Source organism: Rhodococcus sp. IEGM 27 (assembly GCF_033142305.1).
In the GTDB taxonomy this organism is placed as follows: domain Bacteria; phylum Actinomycetota; class Actinomycetes; order Mycobacteriales; family Mycobacteriaceae; genus Rhodococcus_F; species Rhodococcus_F oxybenzonivorans.
Map to the genome: position 1 here is coordinate 349,225 of NZ_JAWLSG010000005.1, position 19,474 is coordinate 368,698.

Annotated in this window: 17 protein-coding genes; 5 read left to right on the plus strand and 12 right to left on the minus strand. The window is 66.4% G+C overall.

What is annotated here, in order from left to right; genetic code table 11:
- The first annotated feature begins 6 nt into the window (after positions 1 to 6).
- A complete protein-coding gene (locus R4P95_RS19625) occupies positions 7 to 3,021 on the plus strand; it encodes a bifunctional [glutamine synthetase] adenylyltransferase/[glutamine synthetase]-adenylyl-L-tyrosine phosphorylase (RefSeq protein WP_317746224.1) in 3,015 nt (1,004 codons plus the stop codon).
- A complete protein-coding gene (locus R4P95_RS19630; RefSeq protein ID WP_213572483.1) occupies positions 3,018 to 3,983 on the plus strand; it encodes an endonuclease/exonuclease/phosphatase family protein in 966 nt (321 codons plus the stop codon). Before R4P95_RS19625 ends, R4P95_RS19630 begins: the two co-directional genes overlap by 4 nt.
- Before the next feature lie 2 nt (positions 3,984 to 3,985).
- On the opposite strand, the gene R4P95_RS19635 is transcribed toward R4P95_RS19630, so the two are convergent.
- The 6 genes from R4P95_RS19635 to R4P95_RS19660 form a co-directional block, all read right to left on the minus strand.
- A complete protein-coding gene (locus tag R4P95_RS19635; protein WP_317746223.1) occupies positions 3,986 to 4,978 on the minus strand; it encodes a glycine betaine ABC transporter substrate-binding protein in 993 nt (330 codons plus the stop codon).
- On the minus strand, positions 4,978 to 5,748 hold the full coding sequence (locus tag R4P95_RS19640; protein WP_213572481.1) for an ABC transporter permease: 771 nt from the start codon (positions 5,746 to 5,748) through the stop codon (positions 4,978 to 4,980). The genes R4P95_RS19635 and R4P95_RS19640 overlap by 1 nt, the downstream gene beginning before the upstream one ends.
- Positions 5,745 to 6,956, minus strand: a complete 1,212-nt coding sequence (locus R4P95_RS19645; RefSeq protein ID WP_317746218.1) for an ABC transporter ATP-binding protein — start codon at positions 6,954 to 6,956, stop codon at positions 5,745 to 5,747. Before R4P95_RS19645 ends, R4P95_RS19640 begins: the two co-directional genes overlap by 4 nt.
- Positions 6,949 to 7,605 (minus strand): ABC transporter permease, encoded by a 657-nt coding sequence (locus R4P95_RS19650; RefSeq protein WP_397517737.1) that lies wholly within the window; start codon positions 7,603 to 7,605, stop codon positions 6,949 to 6,951. The genes R4P95_RS19645 and R4P95_RS19650 overlap by 8 nt, the downstream gene beginning before the upstream one ends.
- Positions 7,606 to 7,767: 162 nt before the next feature.
- On the minus strand, positions 7,768 to 8,868 hold the full coding sequence (locus R4P95_RS19655; RefSeq protein ID WP_317746216.1) for a DUF2332 domain-containing protein: 1,101 nt from the start codon (positions 8,866 to 8,868) through the stop codon (positions 7,768 to 7,770).
- A gap of 12 nt (positions 8,869 to 8,880) precedes the next feature.
- Positions 8,881 to 9,885 carry an antibiotic biosynthesis monooxygenase gene (locus R4P95_RS19660; protein WP_317746214.1) on the minus strand — a complete coding sequence of 335 codons (1,005 nt, stop codon included), beginning with the start codon at positions 9,883 to 9,885 and terminating at the stop codon, positions 8,881 to 8,883.
- A gap of 141 nt (positions 9,886 to 10,026) precedes the next feature.
- Between R4P95_RS19660 and R4P95_RS19665 the strand changes: the two genes are divergently transcribed.
- Positions 10,027 to 10,761, plus strand: a complete 735-nt coding sequence (locus R4P95_RS19665; protein WP_213572479.1) for a GAF and ANTAR domain-containing protein — start codon at positions 10,027 to 10,029, stop codon at positions 10,759 to 10,761.
- A gap of 222 nt (positions 10,762 to 10,983) precedes the next feature.
- Here R4P95_RS19665 and glnA read toward each other — a convergent pair whose 3' ends face one another.
- Positions 10,984 to 12,420 (minus strand): type I glutamate--ammonia ligase, encoded by a 1,437-nt coding sequence (glnA, locus tag R4P95_RS19670; protein WP_109329159.1) that lies wholly within the window; start codon positions 12,418 to 12,420, stop codon positions 10,984 to 10,986.
- A 212-nt stretch (positions 12,421 to 12,632) separates the two neighbouring features.
- Here glnA and R4P95_RS19675 point away from each other — a divergent pair, with 212 nt between their 5' ends.
- On the plus strand, positions 12,633 to 13,109 hold the full coding sequence (locus tag R4P95_RS19675; RefSeq protein ID WP_159921625.1) for an RDD family protein: 477 nt from the start codon (positions 12,633 to 12,635) through the stop codon (positions 13,107 to 13,109).
- A gap of 86 nt (positions 13,110 to 13,195) precedes the next feature.
- On the opposite strand, the gene R4P95_RS19680 is transcribed toward R4P95_RS19675, so the two are convergent.
- The 5 genes from R4P95_RS19680 to sucB form a co-directional block, all read right to left on the minus strand.
- A complete protein-coding gene (locus R4P95_RS19680) occupies positions 13,196 to 13,954 on the minus strand; it encodes a DUF4191 domain-containing protein (protein ID WP_213572460.1) in 759 nt (252 codons plus the stop codon).
- Positions 13,955 to 14,026: 72 nt separating this feature from the next.
- Positions 14,027 to 15,037 (minus strand): lipoyl synthase, encoded by a 1,011-nt coding sequence (gene lipA / locus R4P95_RS19685; RefSeq protein ID WP_213572459.1) that lies wholly within the window; start codon positions 15,035 to 15,037, stop codon positions 14,027 to 14,029.
- 51 nt (positions 15,038 to 15,088) lie between these two features.
- Complete coding sequence (gene lipB, locus R4P95_RS19690) at positions 15,089 to 15,868, minus strand: lipoyl(octanoyl) transferase LipB (RefSeq protein ID WP_317746213.1); 780 nt, start codon at positions 15,866 to 15,868, stop codon at positions 15,089 to 15,091.
- Between the two features lie 47 nt (positions 15,869 to 15,915).
- Positions 15,916 to 16,806, minus strand: coding sequence for a TIGR01777 family oxidoreductase (locus R4P95_RS19695; RefSeq protein WP_213572457.1), 891 nt, complete (start codon positions 16,804 to 16,806; stop codon positions 15,916 to 15,918).
- Positions 16,807 to 16,902: 96 nt separating this feature from the next.
- Positions 16,903 to 18,672: a 2-oxoglutarate dehydrogenase, E2 component, dihydrolipoamide succinyltransferase gene (sucB, locus tag R4P95_RS19700; protein WP_317746212.1), complete on the minus strand. Its 1,770-nt coding sequence runs from the start codon at positions 18,670 to 18,672 to the stop codon at positions 16,903 to 16,905.
- A gap of 327 nt (positions 18,673 to 18,999) precedes the next feature.
- Between sucB and R4P95_RS19705 the strand changes: the two genes are divergently transcribed.
- On the plus strand, positions 19,000 to 19,341 hold the full coding sequence (locus R4P95_RS19705) for an oxidoreductase (protein WP_109329171.1): 342 nt from the start codon (positions 19,000 to 19,002) through the stop codon (positions 19,339 to 19,341).
- The last annotated feature ends 133 nt before the right edge of the window (positions 19,342 to 19,474 follow it).

Below are 19,474 nucleotides of genomic sequence, written 5' to 3' on the forward strand. Positions count from 1 at the left end.
AAGAACATGGTGAAGCCTCCGGCAGCGCGTTCTGCCGTTCCCGGCCCGGGTCGACTGGGCCTCGTCGAACCGACCGCTCCCGCCGAACTTCGAGATCTGGGCTGGGTAGGCGAGGGCAGCGTCGAGCTGCTCTGGTCCCTCTCCCGTGCAGCCAACGCCGACCTCGCGCTCCGCACGTTGGTGCGGATGAAGGACGGTCTGGGCGACGGGTGGGAAGCCCTCGACAAAGCCCTGCGCACCGACAAGGCCCTGCGCGGGCGCTTGTTCGGCTTGCTGGGTGCTTCCAGTGCGTTCGGCGATCATCTCGTCGCGGACCCTGCGCTGTGGACCACTCTCGCCGGTGACGTGACCCTGCCGACGAGGGAAGAGGCGAACGCCCGGATGTTGGCATCCGTCGACGCCCACCCGGAGGAAGGCGTTCATCCCGAGGCGAATCTGTACCGGGCCGCCGTGACGGGCTCGGACGCTGTCGCCGCATTGCGCAAGTCGTACCGTGACCAGCTCATGCTCCTGGCAGCCGTGGACCTCGCGGCCACCGTCGAGAACGAACCGGTACTTCCGTACCAGACCGTCGGGCATCAGTTGTCCGATCTGGCGGACGCCGCACTCAATGCCGCTCTCGCAGTCGCCGTCGCAACAGTGTGTCCGGAAGCGCCCTGCCCGGTGCGGCTCGCCGTGATCGCGATGGGCAAATGTGGTGCACGCGAACTGAATTACGTGAGCGATGTGGACGTGGTCTTCGTCGCCGAGCCCGCCGATACGATCGCCAGCCGGATCGCGGGTGAGCTGATCCGCATCGGATCGACGGCCTTCTTCGACGTCGATGCGGCACTGCGACCCGAGGGTAAACGCGGCGAACTCGTCCGCACGCTCGAATCTCACGTCACCTACTACAAGCGGTGGGCCAAGACCTGGGAATTCCAGGCGCTCCTCAAGGCTCGGCCGATGATCGGCGACCTCGAGCTGGGACGGCAGTACGTCGAGGCCCTCAGCCCGATGGTGTGGACGGCCTCCGAGCGGGACGACTTCGTTCCCGAGGTTCAGGCCATGCGCCGGCGGGTGGAGGAGATGGTTCCGCCCGAACTGCGCGAGCGGGAGCTCAAATTGGGCCGGGGCAGCCTGCGCGACGTCGAGTTCGCGGTGCAGCTGCTCCAGCTGGTCCACGGACGTGCGGACGAGGCGCTCCACGTGCAGAGCACCATCGACGCCTTGACGGCGCTCGCCGCGCGCGGGTACGTCGGGCGCGACGACGCCGCGAACCTGGCTGCGTCGTACGAGTTCCTGCGGCTGCTCGAGCACCGGCTGCAACTGCAGAAGTTGCGACGCACCCACACGCTTCCGCCCGCCGAGGACGAGGAAGCATTACGGTGGCTGGCGCGGGCCGCCCACATGCGGCCGGACGGCAGCAAGGATGCCCTCGGCGTCCTCAACGCCGAAATCAAGCGCAACGCCCACCGGGTGCGGCGCCTGCATGCCAAATTGTTCTACCGCCCACTGCTGGAATCGGTGGCTCGGATCGACAAGGATGCTCTGCGGCTCAGTCCCGACGCGGCAATCCGTCAGTTGGCGGCGCTGGGATACACGGCACCCGAGAACGCCCTCGGACATCTGACGGCGCTCACGAGCGGTGCGTCCCGTAAGGGCCGCATCCAGGCGCTGCTGTTGCCGACGTTGCTCGAATTCCTCGGTGACACACCGGACCCCGACGCGGGGTTGCTTGCTTACCGCAGGCTGTCGGATGCGATGAACGACCAGACGTGGTTCCTGCGTCTGCTCCGTGACGAGGCGTCCGTGGCCGAGCGACTGATGACCGTGCTGGGTTCGTCGGCCTACGTTCCGGACCTGCTGATCAAGGCCCCCGATGTGGTGCGGTTGTTCGCCGATTCCCCGGGCGGCCCGCGCCTGCTGGAATCGAAACCGGAGGACGTCGCGCGGGGAATTCTGACGGCGTCGGCCCGCCACGACGATCCGGCGCGCGCCATCGCGGCCGCGCGGTCCCTGCGCCGGTACGAACTGGCCCGGATCGCCTCCGCCGACATTCTCGGCATGCTCGACGTGCCCGGGGTGTGTCGGGCGTTGTCCTCGGTGTGGGCGGCCGTCCTCAACTCCGCGCTGACCTCGGTGATCAATGCGAGCGAGAAGGAGCTGGGCGAACCGGCGCCCGCAACGTTCACGGTGATCGGGATGGGCCGGCTCGGTGGCGGTGAGCTGGGCTACGGATCCGACGCCGACGTGCTCTTCGTGTGCGAGCCTCGCGAGGGCGTCGACGAGACCGTCGCCGTCAAGTGGGCCAACGGAGTCGCCGACAAGGTGCGTTCGCTCCTGGGTGCGCCCAGCACGGATCCACCACTCGAGGTCGACACCGGGTTGCGGCCGGAGGGGCGTAGCGGTCCCGTCGTGCGCACGCTCGCGTCGTACGAGGCCTACTACGCACAGTGGGCGCAGGCCTGGGAGATTCAGGCGCTGCTGCGAGCACACCACGTCGCCGGCGACGCCGACCTCGGACTGCGCTTCCTCCACATGATCGACAAGACGCGTTATCCCGAAGGTGGGGTGTCCGAGCAGGCAGTACGCGAGATCCGGCGCATCAAGGCGCGGGTCGACTCGGAGCGGTTGCCTCGCGGCGCCGACCCCGCCACGCACACCAAACTCGGTCGCGGCGGGCTCGCCGACATCGAGTGGACTGTGCAGCTGATCCAGCTTCGGCACGCCCACGACATCGAGTCGCTCCACAACACGTCGACCCTCGAAACTCTCGACGCCATCGGGGCCGCAGAACTGCTCAGTGAGGCAGACGTCGAACTGCTACGCGACGCGTGGATCACGGCGACGAAAGCTCGCAACTGCCTGGTGCTGGTACGCGGTAAACCCACGGATCAGCTGCCCGGCTCCGGTCGCGTCCTGTCCGCTGTCGCGCAGATTGCCGGATGGGGTAGTGACGACGCGGGCGAGTTCCTCGACCATTACCTGCGCGTCACCCGACGGGCCAAAGCAGTGGTGGAGAGGGTCTTCGGCGGGTGATCGCCGTCTGGGGGGTGCGAGCGCTCACCGCCCTCGGGTGGTGCGCGGTGCTCGTCGGGGTGTTCGGTGTGGTGCTCCGATTCCTCGACGTACACAACCAACGACTCCTCGTGCTGGCGTCGGCCGCCCCCTATTTGATGGCCGCGGCAGCGGTCGGGGTGCTGGTTCTCGGTGTGACGCGGCACTGGGTCGGATTCGGGGTGGCCCTGACAGTCGCGGCGGTAGCCACGCTGTCGCAGGCGCCGCTCTATCTGGCGAACGGATCGGCGCCGGCATCTGGTCCGGAAGTGACTGTGATGCAGGCCAATATCTGGCTCGGCAACGCCGATCCCGATTCGCTGAGGAGGCAGATCGAGGACAACGACGTCGACGTGGTCACCGTGAACGAACTGACGCCCGAGGCTGTCGGGCGGCTCGAGGCGTCGGGTATCTCGTCCGTGTTGCCTCACTCGTTTCTGCGGCCCGGGACCGGCGGGGTTGGAACCGGGATCTGGAGCCGGTATCCGCTGTCCGAACAGACGCACCACGAGGAGTTCCTGCTGACGGCGCTGTCGGCGCGGACAACCCTTCCGGACGGCGCGAGTGCGGCCGTGTACGCCCTGCATCCCGTTCCGCCCTGGCCGGTGGATTCCGCGGTGTGGGCGGGGGAGATGGACCGCATCAAGGCGTTGCTCGACGGGATCCCCGAGGACTCGGGTCCGGTGATTCTCAGCGGCGATTTCAATTCCACCCGCGATCACGTCAAGTACCGCAATCTGGTGAGCGGCCGCTTTCGGGACGCCGCCGACCAGGTGGGTGCCGGAATCCAGAACACGTATCCGGCAGACCGGCAGCCGTTTCCGCCGATGATCGCGATCGACCACATCGTGACGAGCGGGGCCCGGGCGCAGTCGGTCGAGTCGGTGGCGATCGCCGGTTCGGATCATCGGGGCTTGATCGCAACAATCACCCTCGGACCGTGAGATCAGGGGAGTGTCACAAATCCCTTGTCTGCCAGCCAGTTACGAGCGACGTCCGCCGGTTCCTGTCCTTCGACGTCGACGAGCCGGTTCATCTCGGTGACCTCCTCGTTGGTCAGGGCGTCCGAAATGGGCGCCATGACCTCCGCCACCTGTGGGTGGGCATCGGCGAAGTCCTTACGCATCGTGATAGCAGGGTTGTACTTCGGGAAGAACTGCCGGTCGTCCTCGAGAAGGATCAGATCGAGCGCGATGATGCGCCCGTCGGTGGTGAACACCTCACCGAACTTGCATTGTGTGCCGTCCGCGGTGGCTTGATAGATGATGCCGGTCTGCAGGATCTGCCGGTTCGCTCTCGCGGGATCGAAGCCGTAGGTGGCGGCCAGCCCGGGGAAGCCGTCCTGTCGCACATTGAATTCCGTCTCGACGCACGTGGTGGCGGCCGCAGGGTCGCGGTTGACCAGGTCTGCGTACTGCGACAACGTGGTGATGCCGGTCTGCTCGGCGGTCTGCCTGTTCATCGCCAGGGCATAGGTGTTGTTCATGGGTGCGGGCTCCACCCACACCATGGCATTGCGTTCGAGGTCTTCGTCCCGCACGGCCTCGAATTGCGCGACGGGGTCGGGCACAGGAGTCTCGTTGCCCAGATAGTTGATCCAGCCGGTTCCCGTGTACTCGTAGGTGACGTCGATCTGCCCGTCCAACTGCGCGTCCCGGGTGCTGTTCGATCCCTGGATGTTGGTGAGATCGCGCACGTCGGCGCCGGCGGCGCTGAGCGCGAATTCGATGATGTACCCGAGGATCACCTGCTCGGTGAAATCCTTGGACCCGACGGTGATCTTCACCCCCTCGAGTTCGGGGACAGGTTGAATACTGCCGGGGAGTACGGACAGCGGCAGCGCGCCACCGGATTCGAGACCGCAGCCGGCCAGGAGAGTGACACTGCACGCCAACGCCGTTGCCGCAAGTGTGCGCCGGAGTCCTCGTCGCAAGGCCATCAGCGTAGTCCCTTCGGGCCCAGGAACTCCTCGGCCAGTGCACCGCACCAGTCGACCAGAAGCGCGAGCGCGACCGCGAGCACCGCGCCGACGACCAGTGTGACGTTGTCGCGCAGCTTGTATCCGGTGTCGATGAGAATGCCGAGACCGCCGGCGCTGACGAGGAAACTGAGGGTCGCGGTGCCGACGGCGAGGACGAGCGAGGTACGCAACCCGGCCAGGATGTACGGAACGGCCAGTGGCAACTCGACTTTCTGCAACACCAGGCGTGCCGTCATTCCTTGCCCGCGCCCGGCGTCGATGACGGCGGGATCGACCTGCTGCAAACCGAGCATGGTGTTGCGAAGCACAGGAAGCAGCGAATAGAACGCTATGGGCAGAACGCCGATCCAGAACCCGGTGGTGCTGGTGGCCAGGAACAGCAGCACGAGTAGCCCGATCGCCGGCGCGGCCTGACCGATATTGGCGATACCGATGAAGACTGGTGCCAGCCTGGTGAAACCGGGGCGCGTCAGAAGGATTCCCAGGGGAACGGCGATGGCGACGACGATGGCCACGACCACGACCGTGATCAGAACATGCTGCCACGTCAGGGTGGCGATGTTCGCGGCGTTGAGACTGCCCTTCTGAGTGGCCGTGAGTTCGCGGTTGAATGCCCACCCGAGGACCCCGGCCACGAGTACGAGCACGATCACGGGTTGGACCAGCAACCGGGCACGTTCGGATCGGCGGGCGGCGGGGATGTCCTGTGCGACAACGGCGGTGGTCATGTCGGCGGCCCCTCTACGCTCGTTTCCCCGTTCTCGCTGTTCGGCCCGTGCTCCTCCCGCATCGCGGAGAGGTGGTTCACCAGCGTGTCGATACTGATGAGACCTTCGTATTCGCCCCGCCGGCCGGTGACGACGGTCGAGGCGCTACTTTCGGCGAGCAACGCCTCGAGCGCATCCTGCAGCGTGGACTGGGTGGAGACGACCTCCTCGATCGGGTCACCGATGTCGTGCAGTGAGGTGGCGTGTGCCAGGTGGCCGAGGGACACCCAGCGGATGGGGCGATCACGTGCGTCGAGGATCAGACCCCACTTGATCTTGCGTGGTGTGATGGCCGCCCGCAGCTCGTCGACCGAACCGTCGGCATACGCGGTGGGGCAGTCGAGGAGCGGCACGTCCCGGACCCGGGTCAGCGTCAACTGTTTGAGCGACGCGTTCGCGCCGACGAAGCCGGCCACCATGTCGTTCGCGGGATTCGCGAGAATCGCATCCGGGGTGTCGTACTGCATGATGTGCGACTGATCCCCGAGAACGGCGATGCGGTCGCCGAGCTTCACGGCCTCGTTGAAGTCGTGGGTGACGAAGACGATGGTCTTGCCCAGATCCGACTGCAGTCGCATCAGTTCGTCCTGCAGCAGTCCGCGCGTAATCGGATCCACCGCGCCGAACGGCTCGTCCATGAGCAGGACCGGGGGATCGGCGGCCAGGGCCCGGGCCACCCCGACACGCTGCTGCTGCCCACCCGACAGCTGCCGGGGATAGCGGTCCCGGTAGACGTCGGGGTCGAGACCGACCAGGTCGAGCATGTCGTCGGTGCGCTGGGCGATCTTCTTCTTGTCCCACCCGATCAGCCCCGGCACGGTGGCGACGTTCTTGGCGATGGTCAGATGCGGGAAGAGCCCGGCCTGCTGTATCGAGTAACCGATGCCCCGTCGCAACCTGTCGGGATCGATGGACAGCGCATTGTTTCCGCCGATCGTGATCTTGCCCGACGTTGGTTCGATGAGGCGATTGATCATCCGCATCGTCGTGGTCTTACCGCAGCCGGACGGGCCGACGAATACGACGATCTCGCCCGCCGGGATGCGCATCGAGACGTTGTCGACGGCCGGTCGGCTCTGGCCGGGATAGTTCTTGACGACATCCTCGAGGACGATCTCCACGCCTGAGACGGTGTCAGAACTGGTGCGTGCTGTGTCGAGTTCAGTCACGGATCCCCCTGGAAGTGGTGAGTCGGCCGACGACCACGAAAAGACCGTCGAGCACGAGAGCGAGAAGGACAATCAAAACGGTGCCCGTGAGGGCCTGCGGGACTGCCGTGGGGCTTCCCACCCGCGACAGTCCGGAGAAGATGAGGTTGCCCAGTCCGGGCCCCTTGGCGTACGCCGCTATGGCGAGAATTCCCATCGACATCTGGGTGCTCACCCGCATGCCGGTGAGGATCGACGGCCACGCGAGCGGCAACTCGATCCGGCTCAGCACAGCGATCCGGCTCATACCGACACCTCGTGCCGCGTCCGTCACCGCCGGGTCCACCGACGACAGACCGAGGATCGTGTTCCGGATGATCGGCAACAGGGCGTACAGGACCAGGGCCGTCACCGTGGGAGCCACACCGAGACCCAGGATGGGGATCAGGAGGCCGAGTAGGGCGAACGACGGGACGGTCAGGATAGTGCTCGCGAGCGCTGTGGCGACGGCCGACCCCGCCGGACTGCGATACACGACGATGCCGACGACCACCGCGACGACCGTGGCGATGACCACCGATTGCACCACCGCGCTGACGTGCAGATAGGAATCCGTGAGCAGTTGCTGCTTCCGCGCGGAGACGAAATCCCACAGCTGCGCGATGTCCACTGTGCGACACCTTTCACCCGTCGAAACCTGTTTCGAGATATTTCACAGTGCTATGCGCCGGCCCTGTACGCAGGCAAATGCGAATCTTCGGTGGGTTGGACACAGTCAGTCGGGGCAGGGATCGTCGATCTCGGCAGGACGTTCTCTCACTCGGTCAGAACATCAGGAGCCGGTCAGCCAGGACAGCAAGCGGCCCCGCGACCAGCAGCGGCCGATGGCCTCGGCGCGCAGAGTCGACGCGTCGAACACTGCCAGCCCGATGATGCTGTGGCCGGAGGCGCGGCGATCGCCGAGCGTCGGTATGGACGGCGCGACCCCGACTCCCTCCGCCGACACCCACGCCACCGCCCGGCCGGCAGCTGCGTCACCGAGGCGGTGCAGGAAGCGCAGGCGGCTTTCGAGGGGCAAGCGCGACAGCGCCCACGTCGTAGTCGCGACGGGCAGGGCGTCCGCGGGCACACGGGCGAAGGCGTCGGGCATCACCTCGACGGCGTCACCTCGGAGCAGCAGCGGAGGCTCCGTCGCCGCCAGCGCGATCTCCGCATCGAGCCTGGCGACCCGCTCGGGCTGATCCGGCCACACGCAGGCGCGTAACCAGCGGGCTTCGTCCGCGTCGGTCACGTCGACCGGATCGAGGTCGATGCCCACCCGGGCGACAACCTCGGGCATCGCCCGCGTCGGGACGGGGCGATCTCCCACGATCGAGGACGACAGCTGTACCGGAGATGACGGGTCGCCCAGGAATTGTCCGTTGCTGTAGGTGATGCCGACGCGATCGACGGTGAGATCGAACCCGGCCGAACAGCCCACGTCGATCAGCGCAATCCTCTCCGCACCCACGCGGCGCGCAGCCTCGGCGATGGCGGGATACAGCACAGTGCAGCGACCGGTGTCGTCGGCCCGCATCGGCCGGCGCACGGCGGTGGCGACCACAGAGTCGGTCATGTGCACCAGCGTGTCGATCGCCGCGCCGGCGGCAGCGTCGCGGTCCGCGGCGGCATAGGCGGCGGCAAGCGCGGGGGCGTGTCCGGCGAGCGCGAGGTCGTGGAGTGCGGCGAGAATGATCGTGGGGTGCCGCTTGCGCGCAGGAGCTACTTCGATGGCGCGCAGCGCTTCGGCGGACTCGCTCAGGGCGACGGCGATGCGATGGTACAGCGGCGATGTCGGGGCGGCATCGACCTCACCGAAGTCTCGGTACACCTGAGCGAGTGTGCGGGCCCTACTCACGATCCGGACCTTCACCTGGACGAGCTCGGCGCTCACTTCCCCGGAACATCAGGTGGTGGGAATGGCGAAAAGCAGGGTGGACACGGCGATCGAGACACCGAACAATGCGATCATCACGGCGTATCCGATATTGCGCCTGCGAGGAGAGATCGCCGGGTCCATCCACCATCCGAAGGCCTTGAACGCGGCCGGAACCGCCCACCACCCCAAGATCTGGGTGGTGACGACATTGCCGATGAACAGCGCGACGGCAACGGGGACACCGCGACCCTCGATGAGCGGTGCACTGACGAAGTGGCCCCAGATCACCACCATCGGATACAAGACGAGGAGTACCAGAAGGTTGCTCCGCGCAACCGGAACCTCCGCGGACTGTTCGCCTTTCGCCCCGCGAAACCAGAAGTCGAAACCGTAACTGGCCCTGCGGACTCGAAGGTCCTGATTGAAGCGCGCCCCCTGTTCGAGAAGTTCGGCGCGCTCCGCCGAGTTCATCCATCGCTCGAGATTCTCTTCGGTGTCGAAGCTGAGAACGATCGTCCAATCGTCGGTGACGCCGCGGACAGGCCGCTCCACCTTGTGCCCGCGAAAGCCCGTGAACCGGGCTTCGGCGGCGGAAATCCGACGCTGCCAATCCATGAAGGTCGACTCGTCCTCCGGATCGATGCGGCAGGAGATGACCACCGACGACGCAGCCTGCGCGGCAGTCTGTTCACCGGTGAGTAGATGGACGTCCTCGTTGCCGATGAATGCGTGCTTGATCTCCGCGACGAGGGCGGTCCGTTCGGCACTGTCCAGCCACGCTCTGGCGTCGTCGATCGTGGTGAACCGCTGGACCGTTACCCAGTCGTCCTGCACGGGCGGTGACGGCGGGATGATGTCCTGATCTATGAATCCTGGACGATCCGACAGGATTTCGACTGAGCGGTGCTCCCAGCGCAGGTACTCGTCGAAACTGGCGTCGTCGATTCTGCGTCGGAAGATTATCGATACCGGCGATTGCGCCGAATCGCGGGTGGAGCGAGGCACCGCGTTCACCCCCATCGGTTCGGCCATGGCAGTCTGCGGCCGGGTTTCCGGATCATAACGCCGGTCTCGGTGGCGGTGAGGAGATTCCTGTACTTCTGGGAAGTCCTCCCATCCACGGCCGTGGCGGTGACGAATAATGGAGTGTCGGAGATTCACGGAAGGTGCACGATGAGCGGAGTGAGTGGGGACGGACTCGCTGATCACCAGTTCGACGCGCTGAAGGATGCGCTCCACAGCTTGTACTCCGAACTGGACTCGGCGGGGCGAACGGACCAATTCCTCGAAGAAGTCAGCCGGGAGGCCCTCGCCCTGGTGCCGGGCGCCCACCTGGCAGGCGTCACAGTCCTTCTGGACAACGGAGACGCCACGACGAGAGCCGCCACCGACCGCTTGGTCGTCGACGTGGATCGTGTCCAGTACGACGCCGGCGACGGGCCGTGTCTCGAAGCTGCCCGTACGCAGACGATCACGCGGGCCGATTCCGAAGAGGCGACACGGCGATGGCCGTCGTTCGCACACAGCGCCCGGCGCTTAGGTGTCGCGAGCTACCTGTCCGCGCCGATACTGCTCGAGGGAAAGTACCTCGGCGCACTGAACGTATACAGCCGGGAGGCACACGGTTTCACCAGGGCCGATGCCGCCGTGCTCAACGTGCTTCTCGTTGCCGTCCGATACGCCCTCGACGGCGCCTCGCGACTCGAAGAGGCGCGCAGGCGGGGTGAGCAACTGGAGACGGCAATGAAGTCGCGTGCGGTGATCGAGCAGGCGAAGGGTGCCATCATGGCGGCCCGCCGGGTCTCCGCCGACGAGGCGTTCCAGGTTCTGGTCACCGAGTCGAAGAACCGCAACATCAAGCTGCGCGTCATCGCCGAGGAGATGCTTCGGACGCTGCAGGAAGGGTGAGGCGGCGGCGCCGCCTCGACTTCTGAACCGGCGCCGCCTGGACGATCCAATGGTCCGGAACACTGGAACGCCTGGTGTGGCGGTTACCCGAGTCGCCTGGAGTGAAACAGGTGTGCCACAGGAGAGACGAACGAGCCCATCCGCGGGCATCGGCTGCAGGCAGCCGAGACCACGGATGGGCTCGTCGGAGAAACGACCCGCGCGAAGGCGGGGACCTACGACTTACACGTCGTAGTACAGCTGGAACTCGTAGGGGTGCGGCCGCAGGTTGACCGGAGCGATCTCCTGTTCACGCTTGAGCGAGATCCAGGTCTCGATCAGGTCGGAGGTGAACACGCCACCCTCGGTGAGGTAGTCGTGGTCCGCCTCGAGGCGGTCGATCACTGCCGACAGGCTGGTGGGGGCCTGCGGGATGTTGCGGGCCTCCTCCGGCGGGAGCTCGTAGAGGTCCTTGTCGACCGGAGCCTGCGGCTCGATCTTGTTCTTGATGCCGTCCAGGCCGGCCATCATCTGCGCCGCGAAGTTCAGGTAGGGGTTACCCGAGGAGTCGGGGGCGCGGAACTCGAGGCGCTTGGCCTTCGGGTTGTTGCCGGTGATCGGGATACGCACGGCCGCTGAGCGGTTGCGCTGGCTGTACACCAGGTTGATGGGGGCTTCGTAGCCCGGCACCAGGCGGTGGTACGAGTTGACGGTCGGGTTGGTGAACGCGAGCAGCGACGGAGCGTGATGCAGGATGCCGCCGATGTAGTGGCGTGCCATGTCGGACAGACCCGCGTAGCCGGCCTCGTCGTGGAACAGCGGCTTGCCGTCCTTCCACAGCGACTGGTGGACGTGCATGCCCGAGCCGTTGTCGCCGAACAGCGGCTTCGGCATGAAGGTGGCGGACTTGCCGTGCTTCCACGCGGTGTTCTTCACGATGTACTTGAACAGCTGCAGGTCATCTGCGGCTGCGAGCAGCGTGTTGAACTTGTAGTTGATCTCGGCCTGACCGGCAGTGCCCACCTCGTGGTGACCGCGCTCGAGCTCGAAGCCCGCGTTCTGCAGGTTGGTCGAGATCTCGTCGCGCAGGTCGACGTAGTGGTCGTACGGTGCGACGGGGAAGTAGCCACCCTTGGGGCGGACCTTGTAGCCCAGGTTGGGGCTGCCGTCGGCGTTGAGTTCAGCGCCCGTGTTCCAGGATGCGGAGACGGAGTCGATCTCGTAGAAGGAGCCGTTCATCTGCGAGTCGTAACGGATCGAGTCGAAGATGTAGAACTCGGCCTCGGCGCCGAAGAACGCCGTGTCGGCGATGCCGGTCGACTTCAGGTATTCCTCAGCCTTGCGGGCGACGTTACGGGGGTCGCGACTGTAGGACTCACGCGTGAACGGGTCGTGGACGAAGAAGTTCACGTTCAGTGTCTTGGCGGCACGGAAGGGGTCGATCTGCGCGGTAGCGACGTCGGGGAGGAGCATCATGTCCGACTCGTGGATCGACTGGAAGCCGCGGACGGACGAACCGTCGAACGCGAGGCCGTCCTCGAAGACATCCTGGGTGAACGCAGAGGCCGGGATCGAGAAGTGCTGCTGGACGCCGGGAAGGTCACTGAACCGAATGTCGACGTACTCGACGTTCTCGTCCGCGATGAACTTGATGACCTCTTCGGCCGTGGTGAACGCCACGCTTGTGCTCCTTAAGTCGCTTCAGCCAAGTAGATATTGGCGAATTCGTCGTGCCAGACGGTATGGACCTGGTGTTGCCCGCTGGTCAACCTTTTGTTTCCGGCATGTTACGCGTCGCAACGTCCTGGGCTTTTGCGGCCGGGTGTGACTGCGCACACAGGCCCGAACGCCAGTGTGAGGTGCCCCGAGCGGCGACGCCTATCCTGGACAGCATGGCACGTATCACCGGCTCCTGGCTCTCCGGACCCTCGGCTGCCCTGCCGAACGGGGCAGCCGAGGCGCAACAGTCCTATCGAGGTGAACGTCTCGGGCTGCCGGCGGACGGGCCCGGCGCGCTCGTCGGCACCGGCCGCCGTCTGGCGGCCCTCATGATCGACTGGGTGTCGTCGGCGGGCGTGGCCGCGCTGATCATCGGAGACAATCCGCTCGAAGGCCCGTTGTCGAGCGTCACGTTGCTCGTGTGGTTCGTCGTCGGGATCGCCGCCGTCACCTTGTTCTCCTTCACTCCTGGGCAGTTGTGCCTGGGAATACGGGTGGCGCGGGTGGACGGCCCCGTGCGTGTCGGCTTCGTCCGTGCGCTGGTGCGTCAGGCCCTGCTCGTCTTCGTCGTGCCGGGCACCATCACCGATGTCGACGGCCGCGGCATGCAGGACCGCGCCACAGGCACCGCCCTCGTGCGCACACGCTGACCTCGACCTCGATGAAAACGCCGATGCCGGGCCGATGCAGTCGAGCTGCATCGGCCCGGCATCGGGCTTGTGTGACAGAGGCGAACTCAGCGACGACGGATGGTGCGCTGCACCCCGCGCATCTTGGCGCCGCCCGGCATGGGGCCCTTGGGTAGTGCGGCACCGCCGCTCCGGCTGCTCAACGCCGCGAGACGCGACTCGATAGCGTCCATGCGCTTGGTGTCGATGTTCTTCGGAAGCTTGTTGAGGTACTTCTGCAGCTGCGAGAGCGGTACCTGCCCCTCGTCGTTGCCGATGACGATGTCGTAGATCGGCGTGTCACCGACGAGTCGAGCGGTCTTCTTCTTCTCCTGCGCGAGTAGCGATTTGACCCGCTGCGGTGATCCCTCGGCGACAAGGATGACGCCGGGGCGTCCGATCACGCGGTGCACGGCATCGAGCTGAGTGGTACCTGCGACAGCGCTGGTCACTCGCCAGGCACCCTGCATGTTGTCGAGCGCCCACGCCGCGGCGCCCGCCTGCCCTTCGGCTTTTCCGTACACCGTCTTCTGCACACGCCGGCCGAAGATGATGAACGCTCCGAGGACGCCGAGCAGGAGACCGATGGGCAGCAGAAGCCACTGGATGCCCCAGATCAGACCGACGAGGAAGAACACCACCGCGAGTCCGACCAGGGTCCCGAGCATGAGCGGCAGCAGCAGCTTGTCTTCCTTGCGCTGCATCTGGAAGGCCTGCCAGAGCTGGGTTCTACGCTCCTTCGATGCCTGCCTGCGAGCTGCCTTGGCGGCTGCTTTCGCTTCCTTGCCGGGTTTGCCCGCTTTACCAGATTTACTGCCGTTCGCCATGCTGTTCAGGATACGTCCCCAGCACTCGGGACCGATGACCCGTCCGGTGTTGATCGACGTCGCCGGTTCGCGTTACTGCGCGAGCCTGGCCATGAGGGAGCTCGCCTCCTGCGACGCACTGCCGCCCTCCGCGAGATGTGCTTGCCCGGCGGGCAGTTCACGGCCGTGGTGGGCCATCGCCTGTGCGTACAGGCGGCCGGCCCGGTAGGAGGAGCGGACCAGTGGTCCTGCCATGACGCCGGCGAAGCCGATCTCTTCGGCGGTGGTGGAGTGCGCCACGAATTCCTCGGGCTTGACCCACCGCTCGACGGGGTGGTGCCGCGGCGAGGGACGCAGGTACTGGGTGATGGTGATGATGTCGCAGCCGGCGTCGTGCAGGTCGTGCAGTGCCTGGGTGACCTCGTCGGGGGTTTCGCCCATTCCCAGGATCAGGTTCGACTTGGTGACGAGTCCGTCCTCGCGGGCGGCGGTGATCACGTCGAGGCTGCGCTGGTAGCGGAAGGCCGGGCGGATGCGCTTGAAGATGCGGGGCACGGTCTCGACGTTGTGGGCGAGGACCTCGGGGCGGGTGGAGAACACCTCGGCGAGTTGCTCGGGTTTGGCGTTGAAATCCGGGATCAGCAGTTCGACGCCGGTGCCGGGGTTGAGCTGGTGGATCAGGCGCACCGTTTCGGCGTAGAGCCAGGCGCCGCCGTCGGGGAGGTCGTCGCGGGCGACGCCGGTGATGGTCGAGTAGCGCAGGCCCATGGCCTGGACGGACTCGGCGACGCGGCGTGGTTCGTCGCGGTCGAGGTCGTCGGGTTTGCCGGTGTCGATCTGGCAGAAGTCGCAGCGGCGGGTGCATTGCTCGCCGCCGATGAGGAAGGTGGCCTCGCGGTCTTCCCAGCATTCGTAGATGTTGGGGCAGCCGGCTTCTTCGCAGACGGTGTGCAGGCCTTCGCGTTTGACGAGGCTTTTGAGCTCGGAGTATTCCGGGCCCATCTTCGCTCTCGTCTTGATCCAGTTCGGCTTGCGTTCGATCGGGGTCTCCGCGTTTCGGATCTCGAGGCGGAGCAATTTGCGTCCTTCTGGGGCCACAGTCACGCAGACGATGGTACGCCCGGCCCGAGGCACCCGGCGGGCCGGGGACGCCGGTCAGCCGTACTGAACAGTAGTGAAGGTGGGGGTCGACGAGGTGCGCTGGGCAGCCGCGGCAGCGTCGAACTCGACCCGTTCGATGTCGTGATCGGTGATCGGCAGAGTGCCGTCGAGTGCCGCCAGGACCGCCTCGGTCACGGCGGGAGTGACCTCGTCGACCGTCACGTCGCGGTCGAGTTCGCGCGAAAGCGTGGTGACTCCGGCGTCGCGCAGGCCGCAGGGAATGATGTTGTCGAAACCCGTGAGGACCGAGTTGCAGTTCAGCGAGAAGCCATGCAAAGCGACGCCCCGCTGCACTCGGACGCCGATGGCGGCGACCTTGCGCTCCGGTAGCCACTGCCCGTCGGTCAGGGAGGCAGCCAGCCATACTCCGGAACGACCCTCGACCCGGCCGCAGTCCAGGCCGAGGTCGGTGCAGACGGTGATCAGTGCCTGCTCGAGGCGGCGCACATACTTCACGACGTCTACCGGTTCGGCGAGCTTCAGGATCGGGTAGCCGACGAGCTGGCCGGGGCCGTGCCAGGTGATTTTCCCGCCGCGGTCGACGTCGATCACGGGCGTGCCGTCGCTCGGCAGGTCCTCGGGTTGCGTCCGACGCCCGGCGGTGTACACGGGCGGGTGCTCGAGGAGCAGCAGCGTATCGGCACCGATGTCCTCCGCGCGTTGGGCAGCGAGCTCACGCTGACGATTCCATGCATCGACGTAATCGATCAGGCCGAGATTTTCGACGGTGATCGGGTCGCGGCTGAAACGGGCGGAAAGTGACACGCTGCTCATGTGCTAGAGATTACGCCCGGCTCGAGTTTCCGCGGACGTGACCTCCTTCACCGCACGAGGCAGGCATCGAGTGCCTCACCGATCGTGTTGTGGCGAAAAGAGAAGCCGCACGCCTCGAGAACGGTGGGGATGGCGCGCTGGCCCGCCAGGATGCCTTCTCTCGCGAACTCGCCGACCAGTGCGTTCAAGGCGAAACCCGGGACGATCCAGGGCGCCGGACGGTGCAGGGTCCGCGCTACCGCACTAGTGAACTCGGCATTTGTCACGGGTGCGGGCCCGGTGAGATCGACTGGTCCGTCGACGTCGTCGCGGGCAAGGAGGAACTTGATGGCATCCACCTCGTCCTCCAGCGAAATCCATGACAGGTACTGGCGTCCGTCCCCGAGGCGTCCACCGAGGCCGATCGAATACAGCCGCCGCAGCCTGCCGAGCAGCCCACCCCGCGGTGAAAGGACGATCCCGCTGCGGAGCAAAACCGTCCGGACGTTCGACATGACCGCAGGAGCTGCGGCCGCCTCCCAATCGCGACAGGTGTCGGCGAGGAACCCGGTACCCGATGGCGAGCTTTCGTCGACGACGGTATTGCCCGTGTCGCCGTAGTAGCCGACAGCGCTGGCACTGACGAACGCGGGGACGCGAGCCTCCGCAACCGCCTCGGCCAGGACGTCGGTGGCCGCGATGCGGCTGTCCCGGATCAGTTGTTTGTACGCCCCGGTCCATCGTTTGTCACCGATGCCGACACCACACAGATTCACGACCGCGTCGGCGTCGGCGAGGATCGCCGTGTCGAGCCGGTCCTTCTGCGGATCCCACCGAGATTCGTCGGGTCCGGCCGTCGCCCGCCGCACCAGCCGGACGACGTCGTGGCCGTCGCCGCGTAGAGACGAGACAAGTGCAGTTCCGATCAGCCCCGAGGAGCCGGCGATGACAACGCGCATGTGCAACAGCCTCCTTCACAAGGCAGGGGCACCATTCCGGAATGAATGGTGCCCCTGCGCGAATCCGAACCGTACCGACTCGGTGTGCTCCGCGAACTACAGGCCGAGATCAGCCTCGAACGAAGCCTCCTCCAGGCGGTGCTTGACCGTGGTCAGGAAGCGTCCGGCATCAGCGCCGTCCACCAAGCGGTGGTCGTACGTGAGCGGCAGGTAGCACATCGAGCGGACGCCGATGGATTCGCTGCCGGACTCGTCCGTCACGACGACCGGGCGCTTGACGATCGCGCCGGTACCGAGCATCGCCGCCTGCGGGGGCACGAGGATCGGGGTGTCGAATAGGGCGCCCTGGCTACCGATGTTCGTGATGGTGAACGTGCCACCCGACAGTTCGTCGGGCTTGAGGCCACCGGACCGGGCGCGCTTGGCGATGTCGGCGATGGCGCGGGCTAGCCCGGCGAGCGACAGATCACCGGCGTTGTGGATCACCGGGGAGAGCAGGCCCTGCTCGGTGTCGACCGCGATGCCCAGGTGCTCGGCGTCGTAGTAGGTGATCTGCTTGTTCGCCTCGTCGTAGCTGGCGTTGACGTTCGGGTGCGACTTCAACGCCTCGACGACAGCCTTCGCGAAGAACGGGAGGAACGTGAGCTTGACGCCCTCGCGCTCGAGGAAGGTGTTCTTGGCCCGCGCACGCAGTGCGGCGATCCTGGTGACATCCACCTCGAAGGTCTGGGTGAGCTGCGCCGTGGTCTGCAGCGACTCCCGCGTCTTCGTCGCCGTGATCTGGCGAATACGGTTGGCCTTCTGCGTGGTTCCGCGCAGGTGGGCCAGCTCCGGGCGGACTCCGGCTGAGGTGGGCGCCGGTGCCGAGGCGGCCGCCGCGGGGGCCGATGCCGGTGCTGCAGCGGGAGCCTTCTTGGCCTCCGCGGCCGCGAGGACGTCCTGCTTGCGGATGCGTCCACCGACGCCGGTGCCCGTGATCGAGGACAGGTCGACGCCGTTGTCCGCGGCGAGCTTGCGGACGAGGGGAGTGACGTACGGGGTGCTGTCGCCGGACGGTGCAGCGGGTGCCGATGTCGCGGCCGAGGGTGCCGGTGCGCTCTTGGCGGGCTCCGCCTTCGCGGGCTGAGGCTTGGGTTCGGGCTTCGGCTCCGCCTTCGCGGGTTCGGGCTTCGGCTCCGCCTTTGCGGGTTCGGGCTTCGGCTCTGCCTTTGCGGGCTCCGGGGTCGGCTCGGGTGCCGCAGCAGGCTTCGCGGCGGGAGCGCCGGATCCGATGACGGCGAGCTGACCGCCGACCGAGACCGTGTCGTCTTCCTGCGCGCTGATCTCGAGGAGGGTTCCGGCCACGGGCGACGGAATTTCGGTATCGACCTTGTCGGTCGAGACCTCGACGAGCGGCTCGTCGACGGCAACCTCGTCACCGACGGCCTTGAGCCACCGGGTCACGGTGCCTTCGGTGACCGACTCGCCCAGTTCGGGCATCGTCACCGGGGTGCCGTCGGAGCTCCCGTTGCCGGACGAAGCCGGTGCGGATTCCGCGGCCGGTGCCTCCTGAGCGGGTTCTTCGGCCGGCTCTTCGGCCGGCTCTTCCGCGGCAGGCTCGGGTGCGGAGTCGGACGACGGCGCTTCACCGTCGTCACCGATCACGGCAAGCTCGCCACCGATTTCCACGGTGTCGTCTTCCTGAGCGACGATTTTGCTGAGCACGCCGGCCACGGGGGACGGGATCTCCGTGTCCACCTTGTCCGTGGAGACTTCGAGCAAGGGTTCGTCAACTTCGACCGTGTCTCCTTCCTGCTTGAGCCATCGCGTGACAGTTCCCTCGGTGACACTCTCACCAAGCGCTGGCATCTGGACGGAGAAGGCCATGTCTTTTGACTCCTCGACAGTTGTGTTCGGGTTGTTGAATTTTGTCGACTTGTGGTCGTGAACCATTGTGCTCGAGATGCACATATCTTGCGGCTACTCGCAGGTAATTCCGATTCGTCGTCACCCACTCGCTGTGTCGGCGCTCCACATCTTTCCATTGATCGGAGGCGCGCGTCCGTCGAGGGTTCCCCCACGTCGGCTCGGGTGTGTCGCGACGTTCGCCCTACTGACGAGTAGTTTCCGATCGCGGCACCGAGCGGAAGTTGCCTGGCAAACTGGGGGAACCGTGCCGACACCGACCGGCGCACGCTCCCGAGGAGGCCCGACGTGGGGTTGTTCGACCGTTTCTCGCGGCCACGACCGGGCCGCCGATCCCAGGCATCACCCGAGGACGCTTCCTATCTGGCGAACTGGGCGCGCACCCACCTCGGCGTCGAGGCCTATGTGGAGCCGCAGACCACGGTGACCGAGGTCACCGTGGTCTTGGTCGCCGCCGACGGGGAATGGACCCGGCGCCGCGTCGGCGGCGAACGGGGCGCCCGCAAGCTCGGCGAAGATCTGCAGATCCCCGTCTACGACGTCCGCAAGACCGGTTACCCGCAGCGCATGCGCGACCACGACGCGCGGCGGCGCATCGAACGCAGACGCGAGCGGGAACGCGACCTCTAGGCGGCTTCGCCGCCCGTGAGTGGGGGGGGGGGGGCCGGGGCGGGCCCACACACAACACCCCGCCGCCCCCCCCCCCGTGTGGGGGGGTGGTGGGGGAACCCCAAAAAAGTGTGGCCCCCGGCCCCCGCGCCCC

What these genes read in the sequence shown, in the direction of transcription:
- R4P95_RS19640 (WP_213572481.1), bottom strand. Translation starts at nt 5,748, where the DNA reads ATGACCACCGCCGTTGTCGCACAGGACATCCCCGCCGCCCGCCGATCC.
- R4P95_RS19625 (WP_317746224.1), top strand. Translation starts at nt 7, where the DNA reads ATGGTGAAGCCTCCGGCAGCGCGTTCTGCCGTTCCCGGCCCGGGTCGA.
- sucB (WP_317746212.1), bottom strand. Translation starts at nt 18,672, where the DNA reads ATGGCCTTCTCCGTCCAGATGCCAGCGCTTGGTGAGAGTGTCACCGAG.
- R4P95_RS19680 (WP_213572460.1), bottom strand. Translation starts at nt 13,954, where the DNA reads ATGGCGAACGGCAGTAAATCTGGTAAAGCGGGCAAACCCGGCAAGGAA.
- R4P95_RS19635 (WP_317746223.1), bottom strand. Translation starts at nt 4,978, where the DNA reads ATGGCCTTGCGACGAGGACTCCGGCGCACACTTGCGGCAACGGCGTTG.
- R4P95_RS19665 (WP_213572479.1), top strand. Translation starts at nt 10,027, where the DNA reads ATGAGCGGAGTGAGTGGGGACGGACTCGCTGATCACCAGTTCGACGCG.
- R4P95_RS19695 (WP_213572457.1), bottom strand. Translation starts at nt 16,806, where the DNA reads ATGCGCGTTGTCATCGCCGGCTCCTCGGGGCTGATCGGAACTGCACTT.
- lipB (WP_317746213.1), bottom strand. Translation starts at nt 15,868, where the DNA reads ATGAGCAGCGTGTCACTTTCCGCCCGTTTCAGCCGCGACCCGATCACC.
- R4P95_RS19660 (WP_317746214.1), bottom strand. Translation starts at nt 9,885, where the DNA reads ATGGCCGAACCGATGGGGGTGAACGCGGTGCCTCGCTCCACCCGCGAT.
- R4P95_RS19675 (WP_159921625.1), top strand. Translation starts at nt 12,633, where the DNA reads ATGGCACGTATCACCGGCTCCTGGCTCTCCGGACCCTCGGCTGCCCTG.